Annotated in this window: 26 protein-coding genes; 14 read left to right on the top strand and 12 right to left on the bottom strand. The window is 69.4% G+C overall.

The window, feature by feature from the left end:
* Window positions 1-14: 14 nt before the first annotated feature.
* The 3 genes from MHN84_RS23775 to MHN84_RS23765 form a co-directional block, all read right to left on the bottom strand.
* Window positions 15-659, bottom strand: a complete 645-nt coding sequence (locus MHN84_RS23775; RefSeq protein WP_241206973.1) for a TetR/AcrR family transcriptional regulator — start codon at window positions 657-659, stop codon at window positions 15-17.
* Between the two features lie 149 nt (window positions 660-808).
* On the bottom strand, window positions 809-1,636 hold the full coding sequence (locus MHN84_RS23770) for a glycine betaine ABC transporter substrate-binding protein (RefSeq protein WP_241206972.1): 828 nt from the start codon (window positions 1,634-1,636) through the stop codon (window positions 809-811).
* A gap of 23 nt (window positions 1,637-1,659) precedes the next feature.
* Window positions 1,660-2,802, bottom strand: a complete 1,143-nt coding sequence (locus MHN84_RS23765; protein ID WP_241207006.1) for an NADP-dependent malic enzyme — start codon at window positions 2,800-2,802, stop codon at window positions 1,660-1,662.
* A 183-nt stretch (window positions 2,803-2,985) separates the two neighbouring features.
* On the opposite strand from MHN84_RS23765, the gene corA reads away from it, so the two are divergent.
* Window positions 2,986-4,092, top strand: a complete 1,107-nt coding sequence (gene corA / locus MHN84_RS23760) for a magnesium/cobalt transporter CorA (protein ID WP_241206971.1) — start codon at window positions 2,986-2,988, stop codon at window positions 4,090-4,092.
* Between the two features lie 3 nt (window positions 4,093-4,095).
* Here the strand turns inward: corA and MHN84_RS23755 are convergent, their stop codons facing one another.
* The gene (locus MHN84_RS23755) at window positions 4,096-4,680 is read right to left on the bottom strand and encodes a suppressor of fused domain protein (RefSeq protein ID WP_241206970.1); all 585 of its coding nucleotides are present in this window, start codon (window positions 4,678-4,680) and stop codon (window positions 4,096-4,098) included.
* 2 nt (window positions 4,681-4,682) lie between these two features.
* Complete coding sequence (locus tag MHN84_RS23750) at window positions 4,683-5,198, bottom strand: general stress protein (protein WP_241206969.1); 516 nt, start codon at window positions 5,196-5,198, stop codon at window positions 4,683-4,685.
* Window positions 5,199-5,331: 133 nt separating this feature from the next.
* Between MHN84_RS23750 and MHN84_RS23745 the strand changes: the two genes are divergently transcribed.
* Window positions 5,332-5,913 (top strand): DUF4190 domain-containing protein, encoded by a 582-nt coding sequence (locus tag MHN84_RS23745; RefSeq protein ID WP_241206968.1) that lies wholly within the window; start codon window positions 5,332-5,334, stop codon window positions 5,911-5,913.
* Window positions 5,914-5,930: 17 nt separating this feature from the next.
* On the opposite strand, the gene MHN84_RS23740 is transcribed toward MHN84_RS23745, so the two are convergent.
* Entirely contained in the window at window positions 5,931-6,899 is a 969-nt protein-coding gene (locus MHN84_RS23740; RefSeq protein WP_241207005.1) for a CoA ester lyase, read from the bottom strand.
* A gap of 25 nt (window positions 6,900-6,924) precedes the next feature.
* Here MHN84_RS23740 and MHN84_RS23735 point away from each other — a divergent pair, with 25 nt between their 5' ends.
* The 4 genes from MHN84_RS23735 to MHN84_RS23720 all read left to right on the top strand — a co-directional run bounded on the left by MHN84_RS23735 (window position 6,925) and on the right by MHN84_RS23720 (window position 11,334).
* The gene (locus MHN84_RS23735; RefSeq protein WP_241206967.1) at window positions 6,925-8,220 is read left to right on the top strand and encodes a magnesium transporter MgtE N-terminal domain-containing protein; all 1,296 of its coding nucleotides are present in this window, start codon (window positions 6,925-6,927) and stop codon (window positions 8,218-8,220) included.
* Window positions 8,217-8,759 carry a DUF1003 domain-containing protein gene (locus MHN84_RS23730; protein WP_241206966.1) on the top strand — a complete coding sequence of 181 codons (543 nt, stop codon included), beginning with the start codon at window positions 8,217-8,219 and terminating at the stop codon, window positions 8,757-8,759. Before MHN84_RS23735 ends, MHN84_RS23730 begins: the two co-directional genes overlap by 4 nt.
* Before the next feature lie 91 nt (window positions 8,760-8,850).
* Entirely contained in the window at window positions 8,851-10,140 is a 1,290-nt protein-coding gene (locus MHN84_RS23725; RefSeq protein WP_241206965.1) for a lytic murein transglycosylase, read from the top strand.
* Window positions 10,141-10,176: 36 nt separating this feature from the next.
* The gene (locus tag MHN84_RS23720; protein WP_241206964.1) at window positions 10,177-11,334 is read left to right on the top strand and encodes an Mrp/NBP35 family ATP-binding protein; all 1,158 of its coding nucleotides are present in this window, start codon (window positions 10,177-10,179) and stop codon (window positions 11,332-11,334) included.
* A 4-nt stretch (window positions 11,335-11,338) separates the two neighbouring features.
* Here MHN84_RS23720 and tatB read toward each other — a convergent pair whose 3' ends face one another.
* The 4 genes from tatB to sigE form a co-directional block, all read right to left on the bottom strand.
* Entirely contained in the window at window positions 11,339-11,749 is a 411-nt protein-coding gene (gene tatB / locus MHN84_RS23715; protein WP_241206963.1) for a Sec-independent protein translocase protein TatB, read from the bottom strand.
* Window positions 11,750-11,755: 6 nt separating this feature from the next.
* Window positions 11,756-13,243 (bottom strand): S1C family serine protease, encoded by a 1,488-nt coding sequence (locus MHN84_RS23710; RefSeq protein WP_241206962.1) that lies wholly within the window; start codon window positions 13,241-13,243, stop codon window positions 11,756-11,758.
* A gap of 95 nt (window positions 13,244-13,338) precedes the next feature.
* Complete coding sequence (rseA, locus tag MHN84_RS23705; RefSeq protein WP_241206961.1) at window positions 13,339-13,746, bottom strand: anti-sigma E factor RseA; 408 nt, start codon at window positions 13,744-13,746, stop codon at window positions 13,339-13,341.
* Window positions 13,747-13,832: 86 nt separating this feature from the next.
* A complete protein-coding gene (gene sigE, locus MHN84_RS23700; protein ID WP_374238411.1) occupies window positions 13,833-14,645 on the bottom strand; it encodes an RNA polymerase sigma factor SigE in 813 nt (270 codons plus the stop codon).
* A 179-nt stretch (window positions 14,646-14,824) separates the two neighbouring features.
* Between sigE and MHN84_RS23695 the strand changes: the two genes are divergently transcribed.
* From MHN84_RS23695 to MHN84_RS23665, 7 genes are all read left to right on the top strand, one after another.
* Window positions 14,825-15,505 (top strand): O-methyltransferase, encoded by a 681-nt coding sequence (locus MHN84_RS23695; RefSeq protein ID WP_241206960.1) that lies wholly within the window; start codon window positions 14,825-14,827, stop codon window positions 15,503-15,505.
* A 125-nt stretch (window positions 15,506-15,630) separates the two neighbouring features.
* Complete coding sequence (locus tag MHN84_RS23690; RefSeq protein ID WP_241206959.1) at window positions 15,631-16,287, top strand: TetR/AcrR family transcriptional regulator; 657 nt, start codon at window positions 15,631-15,633, stop codon at window positions 16,285-16,287.
* Entirely contained in the window at window positions 16,280-17,194 is a 915-nt protein-coding gene (locus MHN84_RS23685) for an ABC transporter ATP-binding protein (protein ID WP_241206958.1), read from the top strand. The genes MHN84_RS23690 and MHN84_RS23685 overlap by 8 nt, the downstream gene beginning before the upstream one ends.
* The gene (locus MHN84_RS23680; RefSeq protein ID WP_241206957.1) at window positions 17,191-18,834 is read left to right on the top strand and encodes an ABC transporter permease; all 1,644 of its coding nucleotides are present in this window, start codon (window positions 17,191-17,193) and stop codon (window positions 18,832-18,834) included. The genes MHN84_RS23685 and MHN84_RS23680 overlap by 4 nt, the downstream gene beginning before the upstream one ends.
* Window positions 18,835-18,836: 2 nt before the next feature.
* The gene (locus MHN84_RS23675; protein WP_241206956.1) at window positions 18,837-19,511 is read left to right on the top strand and encodes an isoprenylcysteine carboxylmethyltransferase family protein; all 675 of its coding nucleotides are present in this window, start codon (window positions 18,837-18,839) and stop codon (window positions 19,509-19,511) included.
* Between the two features lie 15 nt (window positions 19,512-19,526).
* Window positions 19,527-20,117 (top strand): DUF4126 domain-containing protein, encoded by a 591-nt coding sequence (locus MHN84_RS23670; RefSeq protein WP_241206955.1) that lies wholly within the window; start codon window positions 19,527-19,529, stop codon window positions 20,115-20,117.
* Between the two features lie 23 nt (window positions 20,118-20,140).
* Entirely contained in the window at window positions 20,141-20,623 is a 483-nt protein-coding gene (locus tag MHN84_RS23665) for an MSMEG_6728 family protein (RefSeq protein ID WP_241206954.1), read from the top strand.
* On the opposite strand, the gene glgC is transcribed toward MHN84_RS23665, so the two are convergent.
* Window positions 20,620-21,834, bottom strand: coding sequence for a glucose-1-phosphate adenylyltransferase (glgC, locus tag MHN84_RS23660; protein WP_241206953.1), 1,215 nt, complete (start codon window positions 21,832-21,834; stop codon window positions 20,620-20,622). The genes MHN84_RS23665 and glgC overlap by 4 nt on opposite strands.
* Before the next feature lie 155 nt (window positions 21,835-21,989).
* Here glgC and glgA point away from each other — a divergent pair, with 155 nt between their 5' ends.
* A complete protein-coding gene (gene glgA, locus MHN84_RS23655) occupies window positions 21,990-23,165 on the top strand; it encodes a glycogen synthase (protein WP_241206952.1) in 1,176 nt (391 codons plus the stop codon).
* Here the strand turns inward: glgA and MHN84_RS23650 are convergent.
* Complete coding sequence (locus MHN84_RS23650) at window positions 23,162-23,329, bottom strand: DUF3117 domain-containing protein (protein ID WP_003406247.1); 168 nt, start codon at window positions 23,327-23,329, stop codon at window positions 23,162-23,164. The two genes, glgA and MHN84_RS23650, sit on opposite strands and share 4 nt — an antisense overlap.
* Window positions 23,330-23,362 lie beyond the last annotated feature (33 nt).

Raw genomic sequence — 23,362 nt, 5'->3', positions numbered from 1 at the left:
CGAATGATCCAGGGTCAGTGCGGCACAGGTCCACCCAACTGACCGTTGGTGGCGTCTTTGATCGCACGGTCGATCATCGCCAGGGCTTGCTGCTGGGTGATCTTCTCCTTCTCGACGATGGCCCGGTGGCCGACGTCCTCGTCGATGACCCGAAAGGCCGCGGTGACCGCTGCTGAGAAGAGCCGGGCTTTCAGGTCGTTCTCGTCGAGACCGAGCCGGCCGGCGATGATCGGGACGAAGGCGTGCTCCATCTCGTCATGCACCATCAGGTACGCCGTGCGTAATGCCGGTTCGGTGAGCGACAGGGTCGTGATCCGCAGAGCACTGATCTCGTCGGCGACATCCTGCGGACTCAGCGGGTGCTCGGTGTAGGTGAGCGCCATGTGCTCGGCGAGCGACAGTTCGGGCGGCCACCGGCGGGCCAGATCGATGAAGCGTTGCGCCGACAACGCCAGCACGGGCTCCACGCAACTCTCCTTGGACCGGAAGTACCGCCAGATCGTCCGCGTCGACAGCCCTGCGGCAGCAGCGATGTCGTCACCGCTGGTGGCCGACACCCCGCGCTCCCAGAACAGAGCGCACGCATGCCGGGACACCTCGAGTCGGGCGCGAGCCTGCTTGTCGTTGGCCGCGCCCGCCGGGATAGTGGCGGTCACCATCGAGCTCCTGTCACTTAGTGTCACAGCCGAGTGTGTCACTTAGTGACAGAGCGGTCAAGGCGCGTGATCTCGATCGGCGCGAGCGCGCGCTGCAGGCCAGGGATTACGGCGTGTCGGTGTGCAGACCCGCGCGCTCGCCGAACGGACCGTCAGTTGCTGGTGCCGAGGGGGTGCGCCTCGAGCCACTGCGCGGCCACCCGGCCCGGCTCGGCGCCCTCGGCGATCTCGCGCCGCATGTCGGCCAGCGATCCCGTGTCCAGCACACCGGCGATCTCGTTGAGCGCCAACACCTGCGACTCGCTCAACACGTTGCGCCGGTACAGCGGCACCAGGTTCTCGGCCCGGATCAGCGAGGTCTTGTCCGACAGCACCACCACGTCAGACGGCACGCCCGGCGCAGCCGTCGACGTCCAGGCCAGGCTCACCTCGCCGGCCACAAGCGCCGCGAACATCGTTGCCGCGTCGTCGAATTGACGTGCCCGCGGCAGCGTGCACGTACCGATCGACGTCGGCCACGACGAGCCCTTCACTGCGCCGACCGCGAGATCGGGACACCGCCGGGCCAGTGCCGAGACATCCTCACCGGCTGTTCGCGCACCCGAGGAGGTCATCGCCACGGCGGGCTTGTCCTCCGCTGCCACGGTGTAGTCACCGGCAGCCACCCCCTCCGGCAGCGCGGCCAGCAACGATCGGTACACCTGAACGTCCGAGCGCGCCGGCGCATCCGGGTCGAACCGTGCGAGGAGCCGACCGGTCCAGCCCGGCACCACGGTGGCCTCGCCGGAATCCAGGCCCGCGAGCGGATCGTCGACGACACGCACCTGGGCTGCACTGCCGTAGAAACCCAGCGCCGAGGCGTACAGGTGCGCGACGAGCTCGGCCTCGGGTCCCGCGGTGGTCGCCACCGGGATCGGCGGCGGCGCAGGTCGCCCAGCGCAGGCGGCGACGCACCACACCAGGGTCAGTGCGGCGATCAACCGCCTCGTCCTGCGCAGCAGTCTCAGTCCTCGGATGCCGCGGCGACGGCTGCTGCGACCGCCGGACCCACTCGCGGATCCAGCGCGCTCGGCACGATGTGGTCGACGGCCAGATCGTCACCGACGACGGAGAAGATCGCCTCCGCAGCGGCCATCTTCATCTTCTCGGTGATCCGGCGAGCGCCCGCGTCCAGCGCGCCGCGGAACACGCCGGGGAAGGCCAACACGTTGTTGATCTGGTTGGGGAAGTCACTGCGACCGGTGGCCACGACGGCGGCGTACCTGCGCGCCACGTCGGGGTGGATCTCCGGATCGGGGTTGGACATCGCGAACACGATGCCGCCCGGCGCCATCGTCGCGATCAGCTCTTCGGGCACCAGACCGGCCGAGACGCCCATGAACACGTCGGCACCCGCGAGCGCTTCGGCCATTCCGCCGCGTAGCTCCCGCGGGTTGGTTCGCGTCGCGAGATCGGCCTTGAACGGGTTGAGATCGTCGCGTCCGGAGGACACGATGCCTTTGCTGTCGAGCACGGTGATGTCCCGAATACCGCTGGCGAGCAGGATGTTCGCGCACGCGATGCCCGCGGCGCCCGCCCCGGAGATCACCACCTTCATGGTGTGCATGTCGCGGTCGAGCACCTTGGTCGCGCCGAACAGTGCCGCCAGCACGACGATCGCCGTGCCGTGCTGGTCGTCGTGCATCACCGGGCAGTCCAGTGCCTCGATCACCCGCTGCTCGATCTCGAAACACCGGGGCGCCGAGATGTCCTCCAGGTTCACCGCACCGAAGGTGGGCCGCAGCCGGATCAACGTCTCGACGATCTCGTCGGGGTCGTTCGTGTCGAGCACGATCGGGATCGAATCCAGCCCGCCGAAGGCTTTGAACAGCGCGCTCTTGCCCTCCATCACCGGCAGCGAGGCCGCAGGTCCGATGTCGCCGAGCCCGAGCACCGCGCTGCCGTCGCTGACGACGGCGACCAGGCGGTGCGCCCAGGTGTACCGCGCCGCCAGCGTCGCGTCGGTGGCGATGGCGCGACTGACCTGGGCCACTCCCGGGGTGTAGGCGATCGACAGGGCACGCTGGGTGTCCAGCGGCGAGCTCAGCGCCACCGAGAGTTTGCCGCCCTCGTGCGCATCGAAGATGTCGGCGTCGTCGACCACCACCTGCGGGGTGCGCGCCGGGGCGTCACGTTCTGGGGAAACCGCACTGTCCACCACGGGCGTCAGGGTAACCGACCACCGGGGCTTCACAGGACCGAGTTGCGCGCCGGTGCGCAGAATCGATCAGCTTCTGCGCGTAGCATCCGTTGAGCCGAGCCAGGCTGATGTGCGGAGGGAGGTCGGCCGATGCCATCGTTTCGCGCGCTACCGCCGTCACTGATGCGACAGGGCGGCCGCCCGCGTCCCGATCACCCCGATGCGCGCAGCATCCATGTCCCGGTCGCGCGGGCGATGGTCGACTGTGGCGTGTACTGCGAGGGAAATCGCTTGCCCGGCAAGTACACTCACGCGGCAGCCTTGAACAAGGTGCACGAGATCGAAGCCGAGGGCCGACCGGCGTTCGTGTGGATCGGGTTGCACGAACCCGACGAGCATCAGATGCAGGCGGTGGCCGACGTGTTCGGGCTGCACGAGCTCGCGGTCGAAGACGCCGTGCACGCCCACCAGCGCCCGAAGCTCGAACGCTACGACGCCACGCTGTTCCTGGTGCTCAAGACGGTGACGTACGTCGACCACGAGTCCATCGCCAACGCGCGCGAGATCGTCGAGACCGGCGAGGTGATGATCTTCGTCGGTTCGGACTTCGTGGTGACGGTGCGCCACGGCGAGCACGGCGGCCTGGCCGGGGTGCGCAAGCGCCTGGAGGCCTCACCTGCCGCGCTGAAGCTGGGGCCGTATGCGGTGATGCACGCGATCGCCGACAGCGTGGTCGACACCTATCTCGACGTCACCGACTTGATCGAGACCGACATCGACGCGATGGAAGAGGACATCTTCTCGCCGCGCCCGCTGACCGACATCGAGTCCATCTATCTGCTCAAACGCGAAGTCGTCGAGCTGCGTCGCGCCGTCAGCCCGTTGGTCACCGACCTGGAACGCATCGGCACCAACCACGACGATCTGGTCAACGTCGAGATCCGCCGCTACATGCGCGACGTTCTCGACCACACCATCAAGGCCGCCGACCGGATCGCCAGCTTCGACGAACTGCTCAGCTCGCTGGTGCAGGCCGCGCTGGGCAAGGTGGCGATGCAGCAGAACGTCGACATGCGAAAGATCTCGGCTTGGGTGGCCATCGCGGCAGTACCCACCGCGCTGGCGGGGATCTACGGGATGAACTTCGACCACATGCCCGAATTGCATTGGACCTGGGGCTATCCCGCTGTCCTGCTGCTGATGGCCGTGGTGTGCCTGGGGCTGCATCGCACCTTCCGGCGCAACAACTGGCTCTAGATCTCAGGCCGGGCTCGCCGCGCGGCGGCGAGGATCGGTCACATCCACCCCGTCCTGCTGCCACGCCTCCCGCATCGCGCCGGCCCCCTTCAACCGCACCCAGGCGGCCTCCGTCGGCGTGATCGGCACCGCGGACAGCATTGCCACCGGCGACGCCGGCTCGGCCAGCTCCACGTCGTCGACATCGCTGCGCCCCAGCAGAAATGCGGTGAACGGCGCCCCTTCCCACAGCGGCGTCTCCAAGTCGACCAGCGCGCCGGGCTCGAGCACCAGCCCCTCGACGGCGGGCGCCGCGGCGACCACCGCGACGGACCGGGCCAGCCCCGTGGGTGCCGGCCCCCGCAGGGCCACCACCACCTCGGCGCGGGGCCCGCGCACCGGATCGACCATCGCCGCGGCCGGATCCACCATCGGATGCGACGAACACCCCAGCGACACGTAGTGAGCAGCGCCGTCACCGCCGGCATCGAAGCGCAGCACGGCGATGCGATCGGCACCGAGAAAGGTCACCGAGGCCTCCGCCGGCTCGCCGGAGCTCGCGAAGTGTTCCAGCACCCGCGCCCGAACCGCGGCGGTGACGTCGATCATCGTCAGATCTTCAGGCGGGCGAGCAGATCTCGGCCCTGCTCGGCGTTCTGCGGGTCACACAGCACGTCGTAACGGCCCGCCACCAACTGCATCGTCGAGCTGAAGTCGCGGGTGCCGCGCGCCATCGCGTAGGGCACCGCGGAGGTGATCAGACCGAAGAACACACCGGCGATCAGACCGGTGATGAGGGAGCCCCACGGGCTCGGGCTGAAGAACCCGAGTATCAGACCGATGAACAGGCCCAGCCACGCGCCGCTGAGCACGCCGCCGCCGAGCACCTTGGGCCAGGACAACCGGCCGGTGACGCGCTCGACCTGCATCAGATCCACCCCGACGATCGTGACCTGCTCGACCGGGAACTGCTGATCCGACAGGTAGTCCACGGCACGCTGCGCCTCGGCGTAGGTGGGATAGGAACCGATCGGCCACCCCTTCGGCGGGGTGGGCAGCCCGACCGGGCGGCCACGTCCGGCAGGCGACGCGCCCGGGGTCTGGCCTGGCTGAAAAGGGCTGGTCATGTCCTTGCACTCCTGAGTCTGGCAATTCGGTCAGGGTATAACCTCATCGCTCGATCAACGTGCCGGAGCGGGCAAAGGTGCCCGGTTCCGATGGTCCGGTCCGCCGGCGTCCCCTTAGGCTAGGTTGATTCCCATGACAAGTCAGGACGACGACGAACGCCGGTCCGACCGTTCCGACTCAGCCGGATCCGAGCCCGCGTCGGGGAGCTACGAGGCGCCGCCGATCGAGCAGTCGGGGACGCCGACGGACTACCCGCCCGCGTACAACCCGCCGCCGTCGTACCCCGCCCCGACGGACTATCCGCCGCCCCCGCCCGGTTACGGCGCGCCCTATCCGGACCCGAATGCGGGTGGCACCTATCCGGGCCAGGGCTACGGTGCGGCGGGTCCTGCGTATCCACCGCCGCCTCAGTACGGCACCGCACCCGGTGGATATCCCCCGCCTCCGATGGGCTACCCCGGCGCCGACTACGGCTACGGGCCGCCCGCCCCGCAGGGCACCAACACGATGGCGATCGCCTCGCTGGTCGCCTCGATCCTCGGGGTGTGCTGCGGTATCGGGTCGATCGTCGGCATCGTCCTCGGCATCCTGGCGATCAACCAGATCAAGGAGACCCGCCAGGCCGGGCACGGGCTGGCCGTCGCCGGTATCGCCGTCGGCGCCGTCACGTTGGTGATCAACGTGGTCGTGGGCATCACCGCGCTCAACGTCTGAGCCGGGGGCCGAGCGGTTTAGCTGGCAGTGCCGGCGGGCGGGACGAACCGCTCGCCGGTGCGCCGCATTCCCGCCGCCCGACCCTTCCCGGCGATCACCAAGGCCATCTTGCGGCTGGCCTCGTCGATCATCTCCTCCCCGAGCATCACCGCGCCGCGGGCACCGCCCGCCCGAGAGGTGTGCCACTCGTAGGCCTCGAGGATCAGCTCGGCACGGTCGTAGGCCTCCTGGCGCGGGCTGAAGATCTCGTTGCCCGCGGCGATCTGGTCGGGATGCAACACCCACTTGCCGTCGAAACCCAGCGCGGCGGCGCGTCCGGCGACCCGGCGGAACGCCTCGACGTCGCGGACCTTCAGATAGGGGCCGTCGATCGCGTTGATCCCGTTGGCCCTCGCGGCAATCAGAATGCGCATCAGGACGTGGTGGTAGGCGTCGCCGACGTCGTAGCCCTCGGGCTGCTCGCCCACCTCGAGCGTGCGCATGTTCAGGCTCGCCATCAGATCGGCAGGCCCGAGGACCAGTGCGTGCATCCGCGGTCCGGCGGCGATCGCATCGACGTTGGTCAGCCCGCGCGCGTCCTCGATCTGCGCCTCGATACCGATGCGCCCCACCGGCAACCCGTGTGAGGCTTCCACTTGGGACAGCAGCAGATCCAGCGCGTGCACGTGGGCGACGTCGGTCACTTTCGGCAGCACCACGACGTCCACGGCCGCGCCGGCCCTGCCGATGACCTCGATCACATCCGTGTGCGTCCACGGGGTGGTCCAGTCGTTGACCCGAACTCCGCGCAGTTGATCGCCCCACCCCGGCTCGGCCAGAGCGGCCGCGACAGCCTCGCGCGCTTGCGCTTTCGCGTCCGCGGCCACCGCGTCCTCGAGGTCGAGGAACACCTCGTCGGCGGGCAGCGTCTTGGCCTTGGCGATCATCTTCGCGCTGCTGCCCGGCACGGACAGGCATGTTCGGCGGGGTCGATACCGGTTTTGCACAACCACACTCTCTACTCTGACACTCATGGTGTCGGTCAACAGGGTCTACGCGGCCCGGCTCGCGGGAATGGTGGTGCTGGGTCCCGACGGCGAATCGATCGGCCGCGTGCGTGACGTGGTGATCAGCATCAGCCTGGTCCGTCAACAGCCCCGCGTGCTCGGGCTCGTCGTCGAATTGCTCTCGCGCCGAAGAATTTTCGTGCCGATTCTGCGGGTCACCGCGATCGAGCCCGGTGCGGTGACCCTGGCGACGGGCAGCGTGTCGCTACGCCGCTTCTCCCAGCGACCGGGAGAAGTGCTGGTGCTCGGGCAGGTCATCGAGACCCGGGTCCGCGTCGATGACCCCGACCTGACCGAACTCGCCGGGATCGATGTCGTCGTCGTCGATCTCGGCATCGAACAGACCCGGTCGCGGGATTGGATGGTCACCAAGGTCGCGGTTCGTCCACAGCGGCGGCTCGGCCGGCGCAGCAACGTGCACACCGTGGACTGGATGCACGTGCAGGGCCTGACGCCGTCGGGGTTGGCCATGCCGGATCAGGGCGTCGCGCAGCTACTCGAGCAGTTCGTCGGGCAGCGTCCCATCGAGGTGGCCGACGCGATCCGTGAGCTGCCGGCCAAGCGCCGCTACGAGGTGGTCAACGCGCTCGACGACGAGCGACTCGCCGACGTCCTGCAGGAGCTGCCCGAAGACGAGCAGGTTTCCGTGTTGCGGCAGCTGAAGACCGATCGCGCCGCCGACGTGTTGGAGGCGATGGATCCCGACGACGCGGCCGACCTGCTGGGCACCATGACCCCGGCTGACGCCGAGCAGTTCCTGCGGCGGATGGACCCCGAGGATTCCGAGGACGTGCGCCGTCTGCTCAGCCACTCCCCCAACACCGCGGGTGGCCTGATGACCTCCGAACCGGTGGTGCTCGCACCCGATACCACCGTCGCCGAAGCCCTTGCGCGCGTGCGCGATCCGGACCTCACGCCGGCGCTGGCGTCCCTGGTGTTCGTCGCTCGCCCGCCGACCGCGACGCCGACGGGCCGCTACCTGGGGTGTGTGCATCTGCAGCGGCTGCTGCGCGAGCCGCCCGCGGCGTTGGTCAGCGGCATCGTCGACACCGACCTGCCCAGCCTGGGCGCGGAGGACTCCCTCGGTGCGCTCACCCGGTATTTCGCCGCCTACAACCTGGTGTGCGGACCCGTCGTCGACGACGAGAATCACCTCCTGGGCGCGGTGTCGGTCGACGACGTGCTCGACCACCTCCTGCCCGATGACTGGCGCGAGCGTGAGGCCGAACCCGTGATCATGACCGCGGAGAAGGCGACATGAGCGACTCGTCGGCACGTCAGCGGCTGGACACGCCGCGCGTCTCCCGGTCCCTGACGCCCCGGCTCGACGTCGAGGCCGTCGGTCGCGTCAGCGAGAGCATCGCGCGGTTCCTCGGCACCGGGCGGTACCTGGCGATCCAGACGATCGTCGTGATCGTCTGGATCCTGCTCAACGCCGGCATGTTCGCCTGGCAGTGGGATCCGTACCCTTTCATCTTGCTGAACCTCGCGTTCTCCACCCAGGCGGCCTACGCCGCGCCCCTGATCCTGCTGGCACAGAACCGGCAGGAGAACCGCGATCGGGTGGCGCTCGAGGAGGACCGGCGACGCGCCGAGCAGACCAAGGCCGACACCGAATACCTGGCCCGCGAACTGGCCGCGCTGCGCCTGGCCGTCGGCGAAGTCGCCACCCGTGACTACCTGCGCCGCGAACTCGAGGAGATCCGCGACCTGATCGCCGAGTTGCGGCCCGCGGACGGCGTTGCCGAGCCCGAATCGAGCAAAGCCGAAGCCGGCGAGAGGCGCTCCCGCAGATCCTGACGACACGGCTGTGGCCAATGCTGTAACACAGTCGTGGCCCAACCGATATGGTGACTGGGTTCACAGGCCCCCACACAGCAAGGACGGTTGCGTGCACATAGGCGGACGAGCGGCTCTCGGAGCGGCGAGATGCCGGGCGGGGCGCCTGGTCCGCATGCCGGCGTTCGGCGTTGCGGCAGTGCTGACGCCACTCGTGCTGGCCGGCGCCGTCGGCGCCTCGGCGCCCTCTCCGACCCGCGACACCGCGGTGCTGCCGATGGCGGCGGTCGCCTCCTCGTCGAGCTCCTCGGGCGTTTCCGTCGTGGCGGTCGCGAAGACCCCCACCCCGATGAAGATCGCCGCGGCCACCGTGTCGGCCCCGCCGCCGGCAGTCGTCGTGAGCGCCCCCGGCACGCTTCGGATTCCGTCGATGGCCCTGGCGGCCTACCGCAACGCCGAAGCCAAGATGGCCGCGACCGCGCCCGGCTGCGGGGTGAGCTGGAACCTGCTGGCCGGCATCGGCCGCATCGAATCGATGCACGCCAACGGTGGCGCGACCGACGCCCGCGGCACCGCGGTGCGACCGATCTACGGCCCCAGTCTGGACGGCACACTGCCCGGCAACGAGGTGATCGTGCAGAGCCGCAGCTCCGAGCGTGTGGTCTATGCCCGCGCGCTGGGCCCGATGCAGTTCCTGCCCGGCACCTGGTCGCGCTACGCCGCCGACGGTGACGGCGACGGCAAGGCCGATGTCCAGAACGTCTTCGACGCCTCGCTGGCTGCGGCGCGCTATCTGTGCAGCGGCGGCCTCAACCTGCGCAACCAGCCCGACGTGCTGGCAGCGATCCTGCGCTACAACAACTCGATGGCCTATGCGCGCAACGTGCTGGGTTGGGCCGCGGCGTACGCGACCGGCGTGGTGCCGGTCGACCTTCCGCCGATCACGGGCGAGGTGCCTGCCCTCGGTGACAGCCATCTGGACCGTCCCGAGGGACTGGGGCCCGGGTTGCCGCTCAACGCCGCGGGTCTGCCGGCCAACGACCCGCTGGCGCTGCTGCAGCTGGGGCAACGGACCGATGTCGCCGCACTGATCAACACCAACGTCCCCGGGTTCGCCCCCGGACAATCGCTGGGACCGCTGCCCGGTCCGGCGCCCGTGGCCGCACCGCAGCCGGTACCCGCACCGCCGCCGGCCTGGGTACCGCCGTGGGTGACCCCGCCGCCGGCCCAGCAGCCGCAGTGCGCGGTGTTCTGCATCAATGACACTCCCGCGCCGCCGCTGATGCCGGCAGCCCAGCCCGCGCCGCCGCTGATGCCGGCCCAGCCTGCTCCCCCGCCCGCTCCCGGTCTGCCGCCGGGCCTGGGGCCGGCCCCGGGACCCGCGCCCGGGCCGGTCGGCTGACAGCTGGCATGGGCCCGCGGCCTACACTCGCGGGTGATGTCTGCCCACACCCCTGACGCGACCGGCCCCGATCTCACGAAGGCCGTACGCGCCGCCCTGACCAAGGTCATCGACCCCGAACTCCGGCGCCCGATCACCGACGTCGGCATGGTCAAGGACGTCACCGTCGACGCCGACGCGTCCGTGCACGTCGAGATCTACCTGACCACGTCGGCGTGTCCGAAGAAGACGGAGATCTCCGAGCAGGTCACCCGAGCGGTCAGCGATGTGCCCGGCACCGGATCGGTCCGGGTGAGCCTCGACGTGATGAACGACGAGCAGCGCGCCGAGCTGCGCAAGCAGCTGCGCGGTGACTCCCGCGAACCGGTGATCCCGTTCGCCCAGCCCGGCTCGCTGACCCGGGTCTACGCGGTGGCCTCCGGCAAAGGTGGCGTCGGCAAGTCCAGCGTCACCGTGAACCTGGCAGCCGCCATGGCGGCGAAAGGGTTGTCCGTCGGGTTGCTCGACGCCGACATCTACGGCCACTCCGTGCCCCGGATGATGGGCACCACCGATCGCCCCACCCAGGTCGACTCGATGATCCTGCCGCCGGTGGCCCACGACGTGCGGGTCATCTCGATCGCGATGTTCACCCAGGGCAACACGCCCGTGGTCTGGCGCGGGCCGATGCTGCATCGGGCGCTGCAGCAGTTCCTCGCCGACGTCTACTGGGGTGATCTGGACGTGCTGCTGCTGGACCTGCCGCCCGGCACCGGCGACATCGCGATCTCGGTCTCCCAGCTGATCCCGGGTGCGGAGATCCTGGTGGTGACCACCCCGCAGCTCGCCGCGGCCGAGGTCGCCGAGCGCGCCGGCGCGATCGCCCTGCAGACCCGTCAGCGCATCGCGGGCGTCGTCGAGAACATGTCGGGACTGCTGATGCCGGATGGGTCGACGATGCAGTTGTTCGGGGAGGGCGGCGGTCGTCAGGTCGCCGAGAGCCTGACCCGATCGGTGGGGGCCGACGTGCCGCTGCTGGGTCAGGTGCCGCTGGATCCGGCCCTGGTGTCCGCAGGTGACACCGGCACGCCGCTGGTGTTGAGTGCACCGGAATCGCCGGCAGGCATCGCGTTGCGCACGATCGCCGACGCGCTGTCGATCCGCAAACGCGGACTGGCGGGGATGTCGTTGGGCCTCGACCCGGCGGGCCGCTGACCGTCTAGGTCGCGTCCGGGTCGAACCGGGTGGCGCCGGGCTGCTGCCCGAAGGCGCCCGGGCCCGGCCCGGACTGCGGCTTCTCCGGCGGGGTCTGCGGTGTGTCAGGCGTGGTGGGCGAGTCGAATCGCCCGGTGAAGATCGAGTCGTCGCCGTCGAGCAGGTGTTTGGTGAGCGCGGCGCGCGGCGTCATCCCGCGCAGCTTCTGCAGTTCCGACAGGGGCTCGCGCAGGTCGTCGAACTCGGGTCCGAGATCCTCACGCAGCTGGCTGGTCGCGCCGGAGATGTAGTCCCGCGCCTGCCGCACCGCGCCGGAGGTCCAGCGGATGGCGCCGGGCAGCCGCTCGGGCCCCAGGATCACCAGGCCGGCGATCACCAGGACCAGCATCTCGCCCCAACCCACGTTGGCGAACATCGCTGCCTAGGTGCTGTTGTCGGGGCCGGGGGTGACGGTCAGCGTGACCCGCCGTCCGTCGCGCATGACCTCGATCGGCGCGGGTTGCCCGATCGTGAGTTGCCGGACGGCGACGACGAACTCGTCGGCGTCGGCGACGTCGCGGTCACCGACCTTGACGACGACGTCGTTCTCCAGGATGCCGGCCCGCTCGGCGGGACCACCGGCGGCCACGTTGGCGATCTGGGCGCCCTTGGCGGCGTCGTTGCTGACCGAACGTGCGGTCAGGCCGAGCGTCGGATGGGCGATCTTGCCGTTCTGGATCAGGGTCTCGACGACCTGCTTGACCTCGTTCACCGGGATGGCGAAGCCGAGCCCGCTGGCACTGTCCGACAAGGACTTTCCGGCGGTGTTGATGCCGATGACCTCGGCGTTCATGTTGATCAGCGGTCCGCCGGAGTTGCCGTGGTTGATCGACGCGTCGGTCTGTACACCGTCGATCACGGTGTCGGTGTCCGAACCGTCGCCGGAGAGCGGCACGGGCCGGTGTAGTGCGCTGATGATGCCGTGGGTGACCGTGCTCCGCAGGCCCAGAGGAGCGCCCGCGGCGATCACCTCATCGCCGACGCGCAGCTTCTCCGAGTCGCCGAGGCGGGCCACCACGAGGTTGTCGACGTTGTCGACCTTGAGGACCGCGAGGTCGGTCTTGGGGTCGCGGCCGACGAGGTTGGCCGGCACCTCCTTGCCGTCGTTGAAGACGACGGACATCTTGAACTTGCTCGGATTGGTCGCCGCCTCGGAGATCACGTGATTGTTGGTGACGATGTAGCCGCGACCGTCGACGATGACGCCGGAGCCTTGCGCGCCCTCGGTGTCGCTCTTCGCCTCGATCGTCACCACCGAGTCCGCGACCGCTGCGGCCACCCTCGCGAACTCGCCCTGCGGCGGCTCACCGTTGTTGCTGGTCTCCAACGTCACCTTGGACGTGGTGAACGCCTCGACGACCTCGGCGGTCTTACGACCGACAACCCCGCCGGCGATACCGATCACCAGGGCCACGATCCCGAGCACCACGAGTGCGATCCAGGACACCTTGCCGCCGAAGAGAACGTCGCGCACGCCCAGCTTGCCCGCGGGAGGGCTCGCCACGGCCGGGGCGGTCTGCGTGACGGCCGGGGTGCCCAATGCGACCGGGGCGCCGGGATTGCGCCACGGATCATCGGCGTCGTCGCCCGCGCCGTCCCGCTCGGCGTCCAGTGCGCCCGCGTCGGTCGGGTGGCGCTGCAGCGAGTCACCGCCCGGGTAGGGGCGGCCGAAGGCTTCGGCCAGCACGGGGTCCGGCGGCTGATCCTTCGGGGCGTATTCGCCCTGGTCGCGGCTCTGCCCGCGACCGAGGAACGATCCGTTCACTCCGTCGGGCCGGCCGAAGGCGCGCTTGGCGGCCGGATCGACCGGAGGCCGCGACACCGGGCGCGGCTCGAGGCGCCCCCGACCGCTCTGGTCCAGATTGGTCACGCGTAGATAGCCCTTCTCGTCACCGTGTTCAGCACCTGCACATCTGCGACGCCAGCAATCACCGACGCCCGTGCCGGGACGGCGTCGTCCTCACCCTACCGACGCTTCCGGCGGGTACGCGGTACGCCGTCGGCCAGCTGCGGGGTGTCGACGGGCGCGGAATCCGGCTCGGAGTGTTGCACCGGTGCGTGCTGGGGAATCTGGGAGAGCAGGCTCAGCAAAGAGCTCGGCATCGCCACCGGGCAGGCGTCGCGCAGAACTTCCCTGGCCTGGCGTTGACTGTCGACCTCCATGGCGCATTCCGGGCACATCGACATGTGGTGCGCGGCGCGCAGGTGCGCGCTCATCCTCAGTTCGCCGTCGACGAAGGCAGCGACGGCCTCGGTGGACAGGTGCTCGGTGCTGCCGAACTGACGGGGCCCCACGGGTGCGTCACTCTGCGACGCCAGTTGCGTGGGAAGCCAGGAGAAGGCGCGACGGAACGCATGTCCGGGATCGAACACCACCCGACTCCTCTCCGGTCATGGACGCAGGTCTGCTTCGAATGTAGCGCGGGTTCCTGTGCATCCGCGCGCAGCGCCGGCCGACATCAGGCCGATCTGGCCGAACCCCGCATGCTCGTGGTGTCGGCCGTGACGTCGCTGTGCCGGGCCAGGTACTCGCGCAGCGCCTGGCGGCCACGGTGGATGCGGCTACGGACGGTGCCGAGCTTGACGCCCAACGTCGCACCGATCTCCTCGTAGGACAGACCCTCGATGTCGCACAGCACCACCGCGGCGCGGAATTCCGGGGCCAGCGAGTCGAGCGCAGCCTGCAGGTCGGGGCCGAGCCGCGAGTCGTGGTAGATCTGTTCCGGGTTCGGCTCGTCGGCCGGCACCCGCTCGTAGTCCTCGGGCAGCGCCTCCATGCGGATGCGGCCGCGCCGGCGAACCATGTCGAGGAACAGGTTCGTGGTGATGCGGTGCAGCCACCCCTCGAACGTGCCGGGCTGATAGTTCTGCACTGATCGGAAGACCCGGATGAACGTCTCCTGGGTCAGGTCCTCGGCGTCGTGCTGATTGCCCGACAGACGGTAGGCCAGCCGATACACCCGATCGGCGTGCTGACGGACGAGCTCGTCCCAACTCGGCATCGCGGAGTGGTCGCCGGTGGCGTCGAACACGGCGGTGCCGGTGAGCTCGTCGCTCGGCTCCACCCACTCGGCCTCGGTGAACTGTTCCAGATGGGCCATGGACACCGGCGCGGAGACGGGTGCGGGGTGAGTGGTCGTCGGATCCTCCAGGTCGTGCTGATCGATGCGCGGAACGGGCCGGGGCTCGTAGCGCTCGGACGAGACAACGCGGCGCGCAGAGACATTCTTCCCGCGGTCGGCGATCCCGTCGCGGTGCGCGGCGTCTGTCATGCGAACACGTTCTCCCGTCGTGGTGAGCCAGGCATATGAGCAAACTGAACATTTCCTGAGAAACCTCGCTACCCGTTTTCGACCAGCAGAAACGCCGACGCGGCCCATGGCCGGCGGCCGTCGCGCGCGGCGGGCGTGTCGGGGTTCCCGCGCCGCAGCCGACGCTCTACGCTGCGGGCATGTCGAGCACCGACGAGCCCACCGCCGGCGCCGGCGATTCCCCGGCCGCACCGAGTGCCGCCGAGGCGATCGTCAATCACGCCGAGCACTCCATCTCCGAGGACGCGATCGTCGCTGCCGCGCGGGAACGGGCAGTCGACATCGGAGCGGGTGCGGTCACCCCTGCCGTCGGTGCGTTGTTGTGCGTTCTCGCGAAGCTGACCAGCGCCAAGGCCGTCGTCGAGGTCGGCACCGGTGCCGGGGTCAGCGGGCTGTGGCTGCTCTCCGGCATGCGCGATGACGGCGTGCTGACCACGATCGACGTCGAACCGGAGCATCAGCGGATCGCCAAGCAGGCGTTCACCGAGGCCGGCGTCGGCCCGGGTCGCACCCGGTTGATCAGCGGGCGTGCCCAGGAGGTGCTGACCCGCCTGGCCGATGAGTCCTATGACCTGGTGTTCATCGACGCTGCTCCGAGCGACCAACCTCAGTTCGTGGCCGAGGGGGTCCGCCTGCTGCGGCCCGGCGGTGCGATCGTGCTCCACCGCGCCGCCCTCGGCGGACGGGCCGGCGACGCCACCGCCAAGGACGCCGAGGTCAGCGCCGTGCGGGAGGCGGCCCGGCTGATCGCCGAGGACGAACGGCTGACGCCGGTGCTGATCCCCCTCGGCGACGGCTTGCTCGCGGCCGCCCGCGACTGAGACTCCCCTTTTTCAGGGCGAGCAGACGCGAACTCGAGTGATTCCTCGGCGTGTCCGCTCGAGTTCACGTCTGCTCGCGGGAAAAGCCTTGACCCTCGACTAAACGTGCGTTTAGCATGTTGAACATGCGTTCAGCCGATGATCTGACCGCGGTGGCCCGCATCCGTGATGCCGCCATCGACCTGTTCGGCCGCGACGGATTCCGCGTCAGCGTGCGAGCGATCGCAGCGGCCGCCGGCGTGAGCCCCGGCTTGGTCATCCACCATTTCGGGAGCAAGGACAACCTGCACCGCGCCTGCGACGACCACGTCGCCGAGACCATCCGAACCGCCAAGTCCGAGACCATCCAGGCCTCCGACCCGGCGACGTGGCTCGCCCAGATGGCCGAGATCGAGCACTACGCGCCGATGATGGCCTACCTGGTACGCAGTCTGCAGTCCGGCGGAGATCTGGCGAAGTCGTTGTGGCGCACGATGATCGACAACACCGAGCTGTACATCGAAGAGGGCGTGCGTGCGGGCACGATCAAGCCGAGCGTCGACCCCCACGCGCGCGCCCGGTTCCTGGGGATGGCGGGCGGCGGCGCGTTCCTGCTCTACCTGCAGCTCCACCCCGACCCCTCCGATCTGCGTGCGGTGCTACGCGACTACAGCGAGGAGATGGTGCTGCCGGCGCTGGAGCTCTACACCCACGGCCTGATGACCGAGTCCACGATGTACGACGCCTTCCTCGCCAGGCGCCGACAAGGCCTACCGTTCACGCAAGGAGACGCTGATGAGTGAGCATGCTGCGATCGAGGTGCGGTCCCTGACCAAGACGTTCGGTACGGTTCGAGCCCTCGACGGTCTCGACCTCTCCGTCGCCGAGGGCGAGGTGCACGGCTTCCTCGGCCCCAACGGGGCCGGCAAGTCCACCACCCTTCGCGTCCTGCTCGGCCTCGCCCGCGCCGACGCAGGAACGGTGCGCGTTCTGGGCGCTGACCCCTGGACCGACGCGGTCGACCTCCACCGCCAATTGGCCTATGTGCCGGGCGATGTCACCCTGTGGCCGACGCTCACCGGCGGCGAGACGATCGACCTGCTGGCCCGCATGCGGGGCGGCCTCGACACGAAACGCCGCGATGAGCTCATCGAGCGGTTCAGCCTCGACCCCACGAAGAAGGCGCGGACCTATTCCAAGGGCAATCGCCAGAAGGTCTCGCTGGTCTCGGCGTTCTCCTCGCATGCGCGACTGCTGCTGCTCGACGAACCGAGCACCGGGCTGGACCCGTTGATGGAGAACGTCTTCCAGCAGTGTGTCGGCGAGGCCCGCGATCGCGGCGCCACCGTGCTGCTGTCCAGTCACATCCTCGCCGAGACCGAAGCACTGTGCGACCGCGTGACCATCATCCGAGCCGGCCGCACCGTCGAGAGCGGCACCCTGAACTCGATGCGACACCTGTCGCGCACCTCGATCACGGCTGAACTATTGCGTGCCCCAGTCGGTCTGGACTCGATCCAGGGTGTCGACGACGTCTCCGTCGACGGCACGACCGTTCGGGCGCACGTCGACGGCGAGAGCCTGGCGCAGGTGATGAAAGTACTCGGCGAGGCAGGGGTGCGCAGCCTGGTGAGCCAGCCACCCACGCTCGAAGAGCTGTTCCTGCGCCACTACGACACGGACGACACCGCAGATCGGGTGCACGCATGACCACGCTGCTCGAGCGTCCCCATCCGGCGCACCAGGCACCCAGCAGGGGCACGGGCCTGACCGGCACCCTGGCCCTTCTGCGGCTCTATGCCCGCCGCGACCGAATCGTGTTGCCGCTGTGGGTGTTACTGCTCTCGCTCCCACTGTCGACGGTGTACATCGGCGCGACCGAGGCCGTGTATCCCACCGCCGCGGACCGCGCGACGCTGGCAGCGTCGATCATGGCCAGCCCCGCACAGCGCGCGCTCTACGGGCAGGTGTTCAACGACAGCCTCGGCGCAGTCGGCATCTGGAAGGCCGGCATGTTCCACACGTTGATCGCGGTCGCGGTGATCCTCACCGTGATCCGGCACACCCGCGCCGACGAGGAAGCAGGCCGCGCCGAATTGCTCGATTCCACGGCCGTCGGCCGCTACGCCGGGCTGACGGCGGCGGTGCTGCTCGCCGCGGGCGCGTCGATCGCGACCGGGGTCATCGGCGCCGCCGGCCTGCTCACCCAGAACGTACCGGCGACCGGGTCGCTGGCCTTCGGCGCGGCTCTGGCCTGCTCGGGTCTGGTGTTCACCGCGGTGGCCGCCGTGACGGCCCAGCTCTCGCCGAACGCCCGCGTCGCGCGCGGCGCCGCACTCGCCGTCCTCGGTGCAGCGTTCACGCTGCGAGCGGTGGGGGATGCCGGCAGCAGAGCGTCGCTGCTGACGTGGCTCTCGCCGGTGGGCTGGTCGCTGGAGGTCCGACCGTATGCCGGTGACAGATTCGCGGTCCTGGCACTGCACCTCACCCTGACCGTCGCGCTGCTCGCACTGGCCTACCTGCTCCTGTCCCGGCGCGACGTCGGCGCGGGCTTGCTCGCCGAACGCGCGGGGCCGCCCCGGGCATCCCGAGCGCTGGGTGGCGTGTACGGGCTGGCGTGGCGTCTCGACCGCGGAGCGCTGCTGGTGTGGACCGTGGGCTTGAGTCTCTACGGCCTGCTGATCGGCAGCATCGTGCACGGTATCGGCGAGGAGATGGGCGGCAGCCAGACCGCCCGCGACATCGTGGCACGCCTCGGCGGATCCAGCGCGATCGAACAGGCATTCCTCTCCGTGGCGTTCAGCATGCTCGGCATGATCGCCGCGGCCTTCGCGGTCTCTCTGGCCCTGCGGGCACACCAGGAGGAGGGCAGTCAGCGCGCAGAAGCGGTGCTCGCTGGTGCCGTGAGCCGAACGCGTTGGCTGACAAGCCATGTGGTGTTCGCCATCGGCGGCCCGGCCGTCGCGCTGCTGGTGGCCGGGCTCGTCACCGGGGTGACCTACGGAGCCGCCGTCGGCGACATCGGCGCCACGCTTCCCACCGTGCTCGGCACCGCGGCCGCCCAGCTACCCGCCGCGTGGCTACCCGCTACGATCGCCGTCGCGCTGTTCGGACTCGCGCCCCGCTGGGCGCCGGTCGCCTGGGGGCTGCTCGTGGCGTTCGTCGCGGTGTTCATGATGGGCTCGCTGGCCAACGCCCCGCACTGGCTGCTCGACCTCGAACCGTTCAGCCACGTCCCCCACGTCGGCACCGGGGAGTTCACCATCGTGCCGCTGGTGTGGCTTCTGTGCCTCGACGCCGCAGCGCTTGCATTCGGAGTCATCGGGTTTCGCCGACGCGACCTCCGCTGACCGTGAAGCTCGTCCTGCAGGCCCTCGCATCGGCGGTCGTCGGGATCCTGTGTCTGGGGCTGGCCCTGTTCCTGCCGGCCGGCACCGTGCACTACTGGCCCGGTTGGGGGTTCATCGCGGTGTTCACCGCGTGCTCGGTGCTCTCCGGTGCGTACCTCGCGGTGCGACAGCCCGACGCGTTGGCCCGTCGCGTCAAGGCCGGACCGACCGCCGAAACCCGCCCCGCACAGCGGATCATCATCAGCCTGATGCTGGTGGCGGTCATCGCGACACTCGTCGTCGGTGCGCTGGACTGGCGGTTCGGCTGGTCCACGGTTCCCGTCGGGCTCGTCGTCCTCGGCGACATCATGGTCGCGGCCGGGCTGCTCGGCGCGCAACTGGTTGTCGTACAGAACAATTGGGCCGGAGCCAGTATCACCGTCGAGCAAGGCCAACCGCTGGTGTCGACCGGGCTCTACGGTCTGGTCCGCCATCCGATGTACAGCGCGACGCTGGTGATGATGGCCGGTACTCCGCTCGCGCTCGGGTCACTCTGGGGGTTGGCGGTCGTGGCGCTGACCGTGCCGCTGCTGGCGGCGCGAATCCTCGACGAGGAGAAGGCGTTGCGCGCGGGCTTGGCCGGCTACGCCGAGTACACGCAGCAGGTGCGCTTTCGGCTGATCCCCCACCTCTGGTGAGCCCATACTGAGCTCATGGAGCTGCTGACCGGGTTCGGGCTGGCGAGCGCAGCGGGGCTCAACGCCTACATCCCGCTGCTGGCATTAGGACTGCTGGCCCGGTTCACCGATCTGGTCACGCTGCCGCCGGCCTGGGCATGGCTCGAGAACGGTTGGGTGATGGCCATCGTGGCGATGCTCCTGGCCGTGGAGATCGTCGCCGACAAGGTGCCTGCGCTCGACAGCGTCAACGACACCATCCAGACCCTGGTCCGGCCGACCGCGGGGGGCATCGTGTTCGGCTCCGGCACGGCCGCACAGACCGCCGCCGTCACCGACCCTGGCGCCTTCGCGTCGTCCGGTCAGTGGATTCCCGTGGCCGCCGGGGTCGTCGTCGCGCTGGTGGTGTCGCTGACGAAGTCGACGGTGAGGCCCGCGGCCAACGTCGCGACGGCGGGCATGGCAGCACCGGTGCTCAGCACGATCGAAGACATCGTCAGCGTACTGCTCGTGGTGCTGGCGATCCTGGTCCCGGTGCTGGTGCTGCTCGCCCTCGTCGGCATGGCCTGGGCAGCGGTCCGGCTGATCCGGCGCCGGCGGCGTGCGACAGAAGTCGGTACTCGCTGAGGGGCCTGGGTACCCGGCCCGTCATGCAGACCTTCCTGCCGTACCCGGACTTCGCGGCGTCGGCGCGGGCTCTCGACGCCCGCCGCCTCGGTAAGCAGCGCGCAGAGACCATCCAGGTGCTGCGCGCGCTGACGGTTCCGGGCTACGGCTGGCGCAACCACCCGGCCGCGACGATGTGGGCGGGCTACGAGGAAGCCGTCGTGCGCTACGGCATGGAGGTCTGCGCGGCCTGGTGCGCGCTCGGCCGGGCCGACACGTGCGCGGCCACGCTGCTCACCGATCTGACCGCGGCCACCGGCGTGACGGCGATCCGCAGTCAGGACGAGCTGGCCACCGCCGGCGAGGTACCACCGTGGCTCGGCGACGCTGCGGTGCACCGCAGCCACCAGTCGGCACTGGTACGCAAGGACCCCGACCACTACCGTCCGCTGTTCCCGGACGTGCCCGACGACCTGCCGTACGTGTGGCCGGCCTCGGACCGACCCCGTCGCCGATCGGACGGTTAGACCCAGACACCCTTGCCGACGGCCACGACGCCGCCCGCGCTGACCGAGAACCGCTCCCGGTCCTTGTCGAGGTCGACGCCCACCATCTCCCCCGGACCGACCACGACGTTCTTGTCCAGGATGGCGTGCCGCACCACCGCGCCGCGACCGATCCGCGCGCCCGGCATGATCACGCTGCCCTCGACGATCGCACCGTCGTCGACGGCGACGTTCGACGACAGCACCGAGTTACGCACCGACGCCGCAGAGATGATGCTGCCGGCGCCGACGACGGACTCCTGCGCCGAACCGCCGTTGACGAACTTGGCCGGCGCCAGGTTCTCCGAGCTGCCGCGAATGGGCCACCGCTTGTTGTAGAGGTTGAAGATCGGGTGCACCGAGACGAGGTCCATATGGGCGTCGTAGAACGCGTCCAGCGTCCCGACGTCGCGCCAGTAGCCGTGATCACGCTCCGTCGCCCCGGGCACCTCGTTGTTGTTGAAGTCGTACACCGAGGCCATACCGTCGGAGACCAGACGCGGGATGATGTCGCCACCCATGTCGTGGTCGGAGTCGTCGTCCTCGGCGTCAGCGCGGATCGCATCGATCAGCACCTTCGTGGTGAAGATGTAGTTACCCATCGAGACGAACGTCTGCTCCGGATCGTCGGGCGTGCCCGGTGGATCAGCCGGCTTCTCGATGAACCCGCGGATACGCCCCGAATCGTCGGAGTCGATACAACCGAACGCGCTGGCTTCCGCGCGCGGCACGCGGATCCCGGCGACGGTCGCACCTGCGCCACTCTCGATGTGCTGCTGCACCATCTGCTCCGGATCCATCCGGTACACGTGATCGGCGCCGAAGATCACGATGTAGTCGGGATCCTCGTCGTAGATCAAATTCATCGACTGGTAGATCGCATCGGCCGAGCCGGTGTACCACCGCGGACCGAGACGCTGCTGCGCCGGCACCGGGGTGATGTACTCGCCGGCAAGCCCCGAGAGCCGCCAGTTCTGCGAGATGTGGCGATCCAGCGAATGCGACTTGTATTGGGTGAGAACACAGATCCGCAGGTATCGAGCGTTGACCAGATTCGAGAGCACGAAGTCGATCAGCCGGTAGGCGCCTCCGAACGGAACCGCGGGCTTGGCCCGGTCGGCTGTCAACGGATACAGCCGTTTACCTTCTCCGCCGGCGAGGACGATGCCCAGCACGTGTGGCGCTTCCCTCATGAAACCAACCTATCGGCAGGTGGTGACGGGGGCCAGCTATTGGCAGGCATTGGCGAGTTCTCGTTTCTCGACCGAGTCTGGTGGATCAGAACAAGTGCATCAAGACAATTGAGGATGCGGCGCGAGCCGTCGGCCGATCTGGGTACGGTCAGTCCATGCGAGTGGCGATGATGACGCGGGAGTACCCACCGGAGGTCTACGGCGGCGCCGGAGTCCACGTCACCGAACTGGTCGCGCAACTGCGACATCTCTGTGAGGTCGACGTGCACTGCATGGGAGCACCGCGCCCGGGGGTGACCGTCGCCGCCCCCGATCCGGCGCTGGCAGGCGCCAATCCCGCCCTGGCCACGCTGTCGGCCGATCTCACCATGGTCGACAGCAGCTCCGAGGCCACCGTGGTCCACTCGCACACGTGGTACACCGGCATGGCCGGGCATCTGGCCGCGCTGCTCTACGGCGTGCCGCACGTGTTGACCGCGCACTCGCTGGAGCCGATGCGGCCGTGGAAGGCCGAGCAGCTCGGCGGCGGATACCGAATCTCGTCGTGGGTGGAGAAGACGGCAGTGGAGGCCGCGGATGCGGTGATCGCCGTCAGCTCCGGGATGCGCGAAGACGTGCTGCGCACCTACCCGGCGTTGGACCCCGACCGGGTGCATGTGGTGCGCAACGGCATCGACACCGACGTCTGGTATCCCGCTCAACCCGACCCGGCGGAGTCGGTGCTCGCCGACCTGGGGGTGGACCCGACCCGCCCGATCGTCGCATTCGTCGGCAGGATCACCCGGCAGAAGGGCGTCGCGCACCTGGTGGCCGCCGCGCATCACTTCGCGCCGGAGGTGCAGCTCATCCTGTGCGCCGGGGCGCCCGACACCCCGGAGATCGCCGAGGAGGTGGCGTCGGCAGTTCAGCAGCTGTCCAGCGCCCGCACCGGCGTGTTCTGGGTGCGCGAGATGCTGCCGACCGCGAAGATCCGCGAAATTCTTTCCGCGGCAACGGCATTCGTGTGTCCGTCAGTCTACGAGCCACTGGGCATCGTCAATCTCGAGGCGATGGCGTGCGGGACCGCGGTGGTCGCGTCCGACGTCGGCGGCATCCCCGAGGTGGTCGATGACGGACGTACGGGACTGTTGGTGCATTACGACCCCGCCGATGCGGCGGCCTTCGAGCGCGACCTCGCCGAGGGCGTCAACTCCTTGGTGGCCGACCCGCAGCGCGCCGCGATGTACGGCGCCGCGGGCCGGGCCCGGTGCATCGAGGAGTTCTCGTGGGCACAGATCGCCGAGCAGACCCTGGAGATCTACCGCAAGGTCTGCGCAGCGTCCGGCGGCTAGCTGGTGACGCCCTTGAGTTCGTCTCCGAGGGCGGCTGCCTCATCGGGAGTCAGCTCGACGACCAATCGTCCGCCGCCTTCCAGTGGTACCCGCATCACGATGCCGCGCCCCTCCTTGGTTGCTTCCAGTGGACCGTCTCCGGTCCGGGGCTTCATCGCCGCCATCGAGTGCCTCCTCCACATGGGCGTGCCCGTCAG

It is taken from the genome of Mycobacterium sp. PSTR-4-N, from assembly GCF_022348085.1.
Lineage (GTDB): Bacteria > Actinomycetota > Actinomycetes > Mycobacteriales > Mycobacteriaceae > Mycobacterium.
This window is presented reverse-complemented; position numbering and strand designations above follow the sequence as displayed.

Excerpts from the sequence above, each read along its gene's own strand:
- MHN84_RS23775 (WP_241206973.1), bottom strand. The coding sequence starts at position 659 with ATGGTGACCGCCACTATCCCGGCGGGCGCGGCCAACGACAAGCAGGCT.
- corA (WP_241206971.1), top strand. The coding sequence starts at position 2,986 with ATGCCATCGTTTCGCGCGCTACCGCCGTCACTGATGCGACAGGGCGGC.
- MHN84_RS23755 (WP_241206970.1), bottom strand. The coding sequence starts at position 4,680 with ATGATCGACGTCACCGCCGCGGTTCGGGCGCGGGTGCTGGAACACTTC.
- MHN84_RS23750 (WP_241206969.1), bottom strand. The coding sequence starts at position 5,198 with ATGACCAGCCCTTTTCAGCCAGGCCAGACCCCGGGCGCGTCGCCTGCC.
- MHN84_RS23745 (WP_241206968.1), top strand. The coding sequence starts at position 5,332 with ATGACAAGTCAGGACGACGACGAACGCCGGTCCGACCGTTCCGACTCA.
- MHN84_RS23735 (WP_241206967.1), top strand. The coding sequence starts at position 6,925 with ATGGTGTCGGTCAACAGGGTCTACGCGGCCCGGCTCGCGGGAATGGTG.
- MHN84_RS23730 (WP_241206966.1), top strand. The coding sequence starts at position 8,217 with ATGAGCGACTCGTCGGCACGTCAGCGGCTGGACACGCCGCGCGTCTCC.
- MHN84_RS23720 (WP_241206964.1), top strand. The coding sequence starts at position 10,177 with ATGTCTGCCCACACCCCTGACGCGACCGGCCCCGATCTCACGAAGGCC.
- tatB (WP_241206963.1), bottom strand. The coding sequence starts at position 11,749 with ATGTTCGCCAACGTGGGTTGGGGCGAGATGCTGGTCCTGGTGATCGCC.
- sigE (WP_374238411.1), bottom strand. The coding sequence starts at position 14,645 with ATGACAGACGCCGCGCACCGCGACGGGATCGCCGACCGCGGGAAGAAT.
- MHN84_RS23695 (WP_241206960.1), top strand. The coding sequence starts at position 14,825 with ATGTCGAGCACCGACGAGCCCACCGCCGGCGCCGGCGATTCCCCGGCC.
- MHN84_RS23690 (WP_241206959.1), top strand. The coding sequence starts at position 15,631 with ATGCGTTCAGCCGATGATCTGACCGCGGTGGCCCGCATCCGTGATGCC.
- MHN84_RS23685 (WP_241206958.1), top strand. The coding sequence starts at position 16,280 with ATGAGTGAGCATGCTGCGATCGAGGTGCGGTCCCTGACCAAGACGTTC.
- MHN84_RS23680 (WP_241206957.1), top strand. The coding sequence starts at position 17,191 with ATGACCACGCTGCTCGAGCGTCCCCATCCGGCGCACCAGGCACCCAGC.
- MHN84_RS23670 (WP_241206955.1), top strand. The coding sequence starts at position 19,527 with ATGGAGCTGCTGACCGGGTTCGGGCTGGCGAGCGCAGCGGGGCTCAAC.
- MHN84_RS23665 (WP_241206954.1), top strand. The coding sequence starts at position 20,141 with ATGCAGACCTTCCTGCCGTACCCGGACTTCGCGGCGTCGGCGCGGGCT.
- glgC (WP_241206953.1), bottom strand. The coding sequence starts at position 21,834 with ATGAGGGAAGCGCCACACGTGCTGGGCATCGTCCTCGCCGGCGGAGAA.
- glgA (WP_241206952.1), top strand. The coding sequence starts at position 21,990 with ATGCGAGTGGCGATGATGACGCGGGAGTACCCACCGGAGGTCTACGGC.
- MHN84_RS23650 (WP_003406247.1), bottom strand. The coding sequence starts at position 23,329 with ATGGCGGCGATGAAGCCCCGGACCGGAGACGGTCCACTGGAAGCAACC.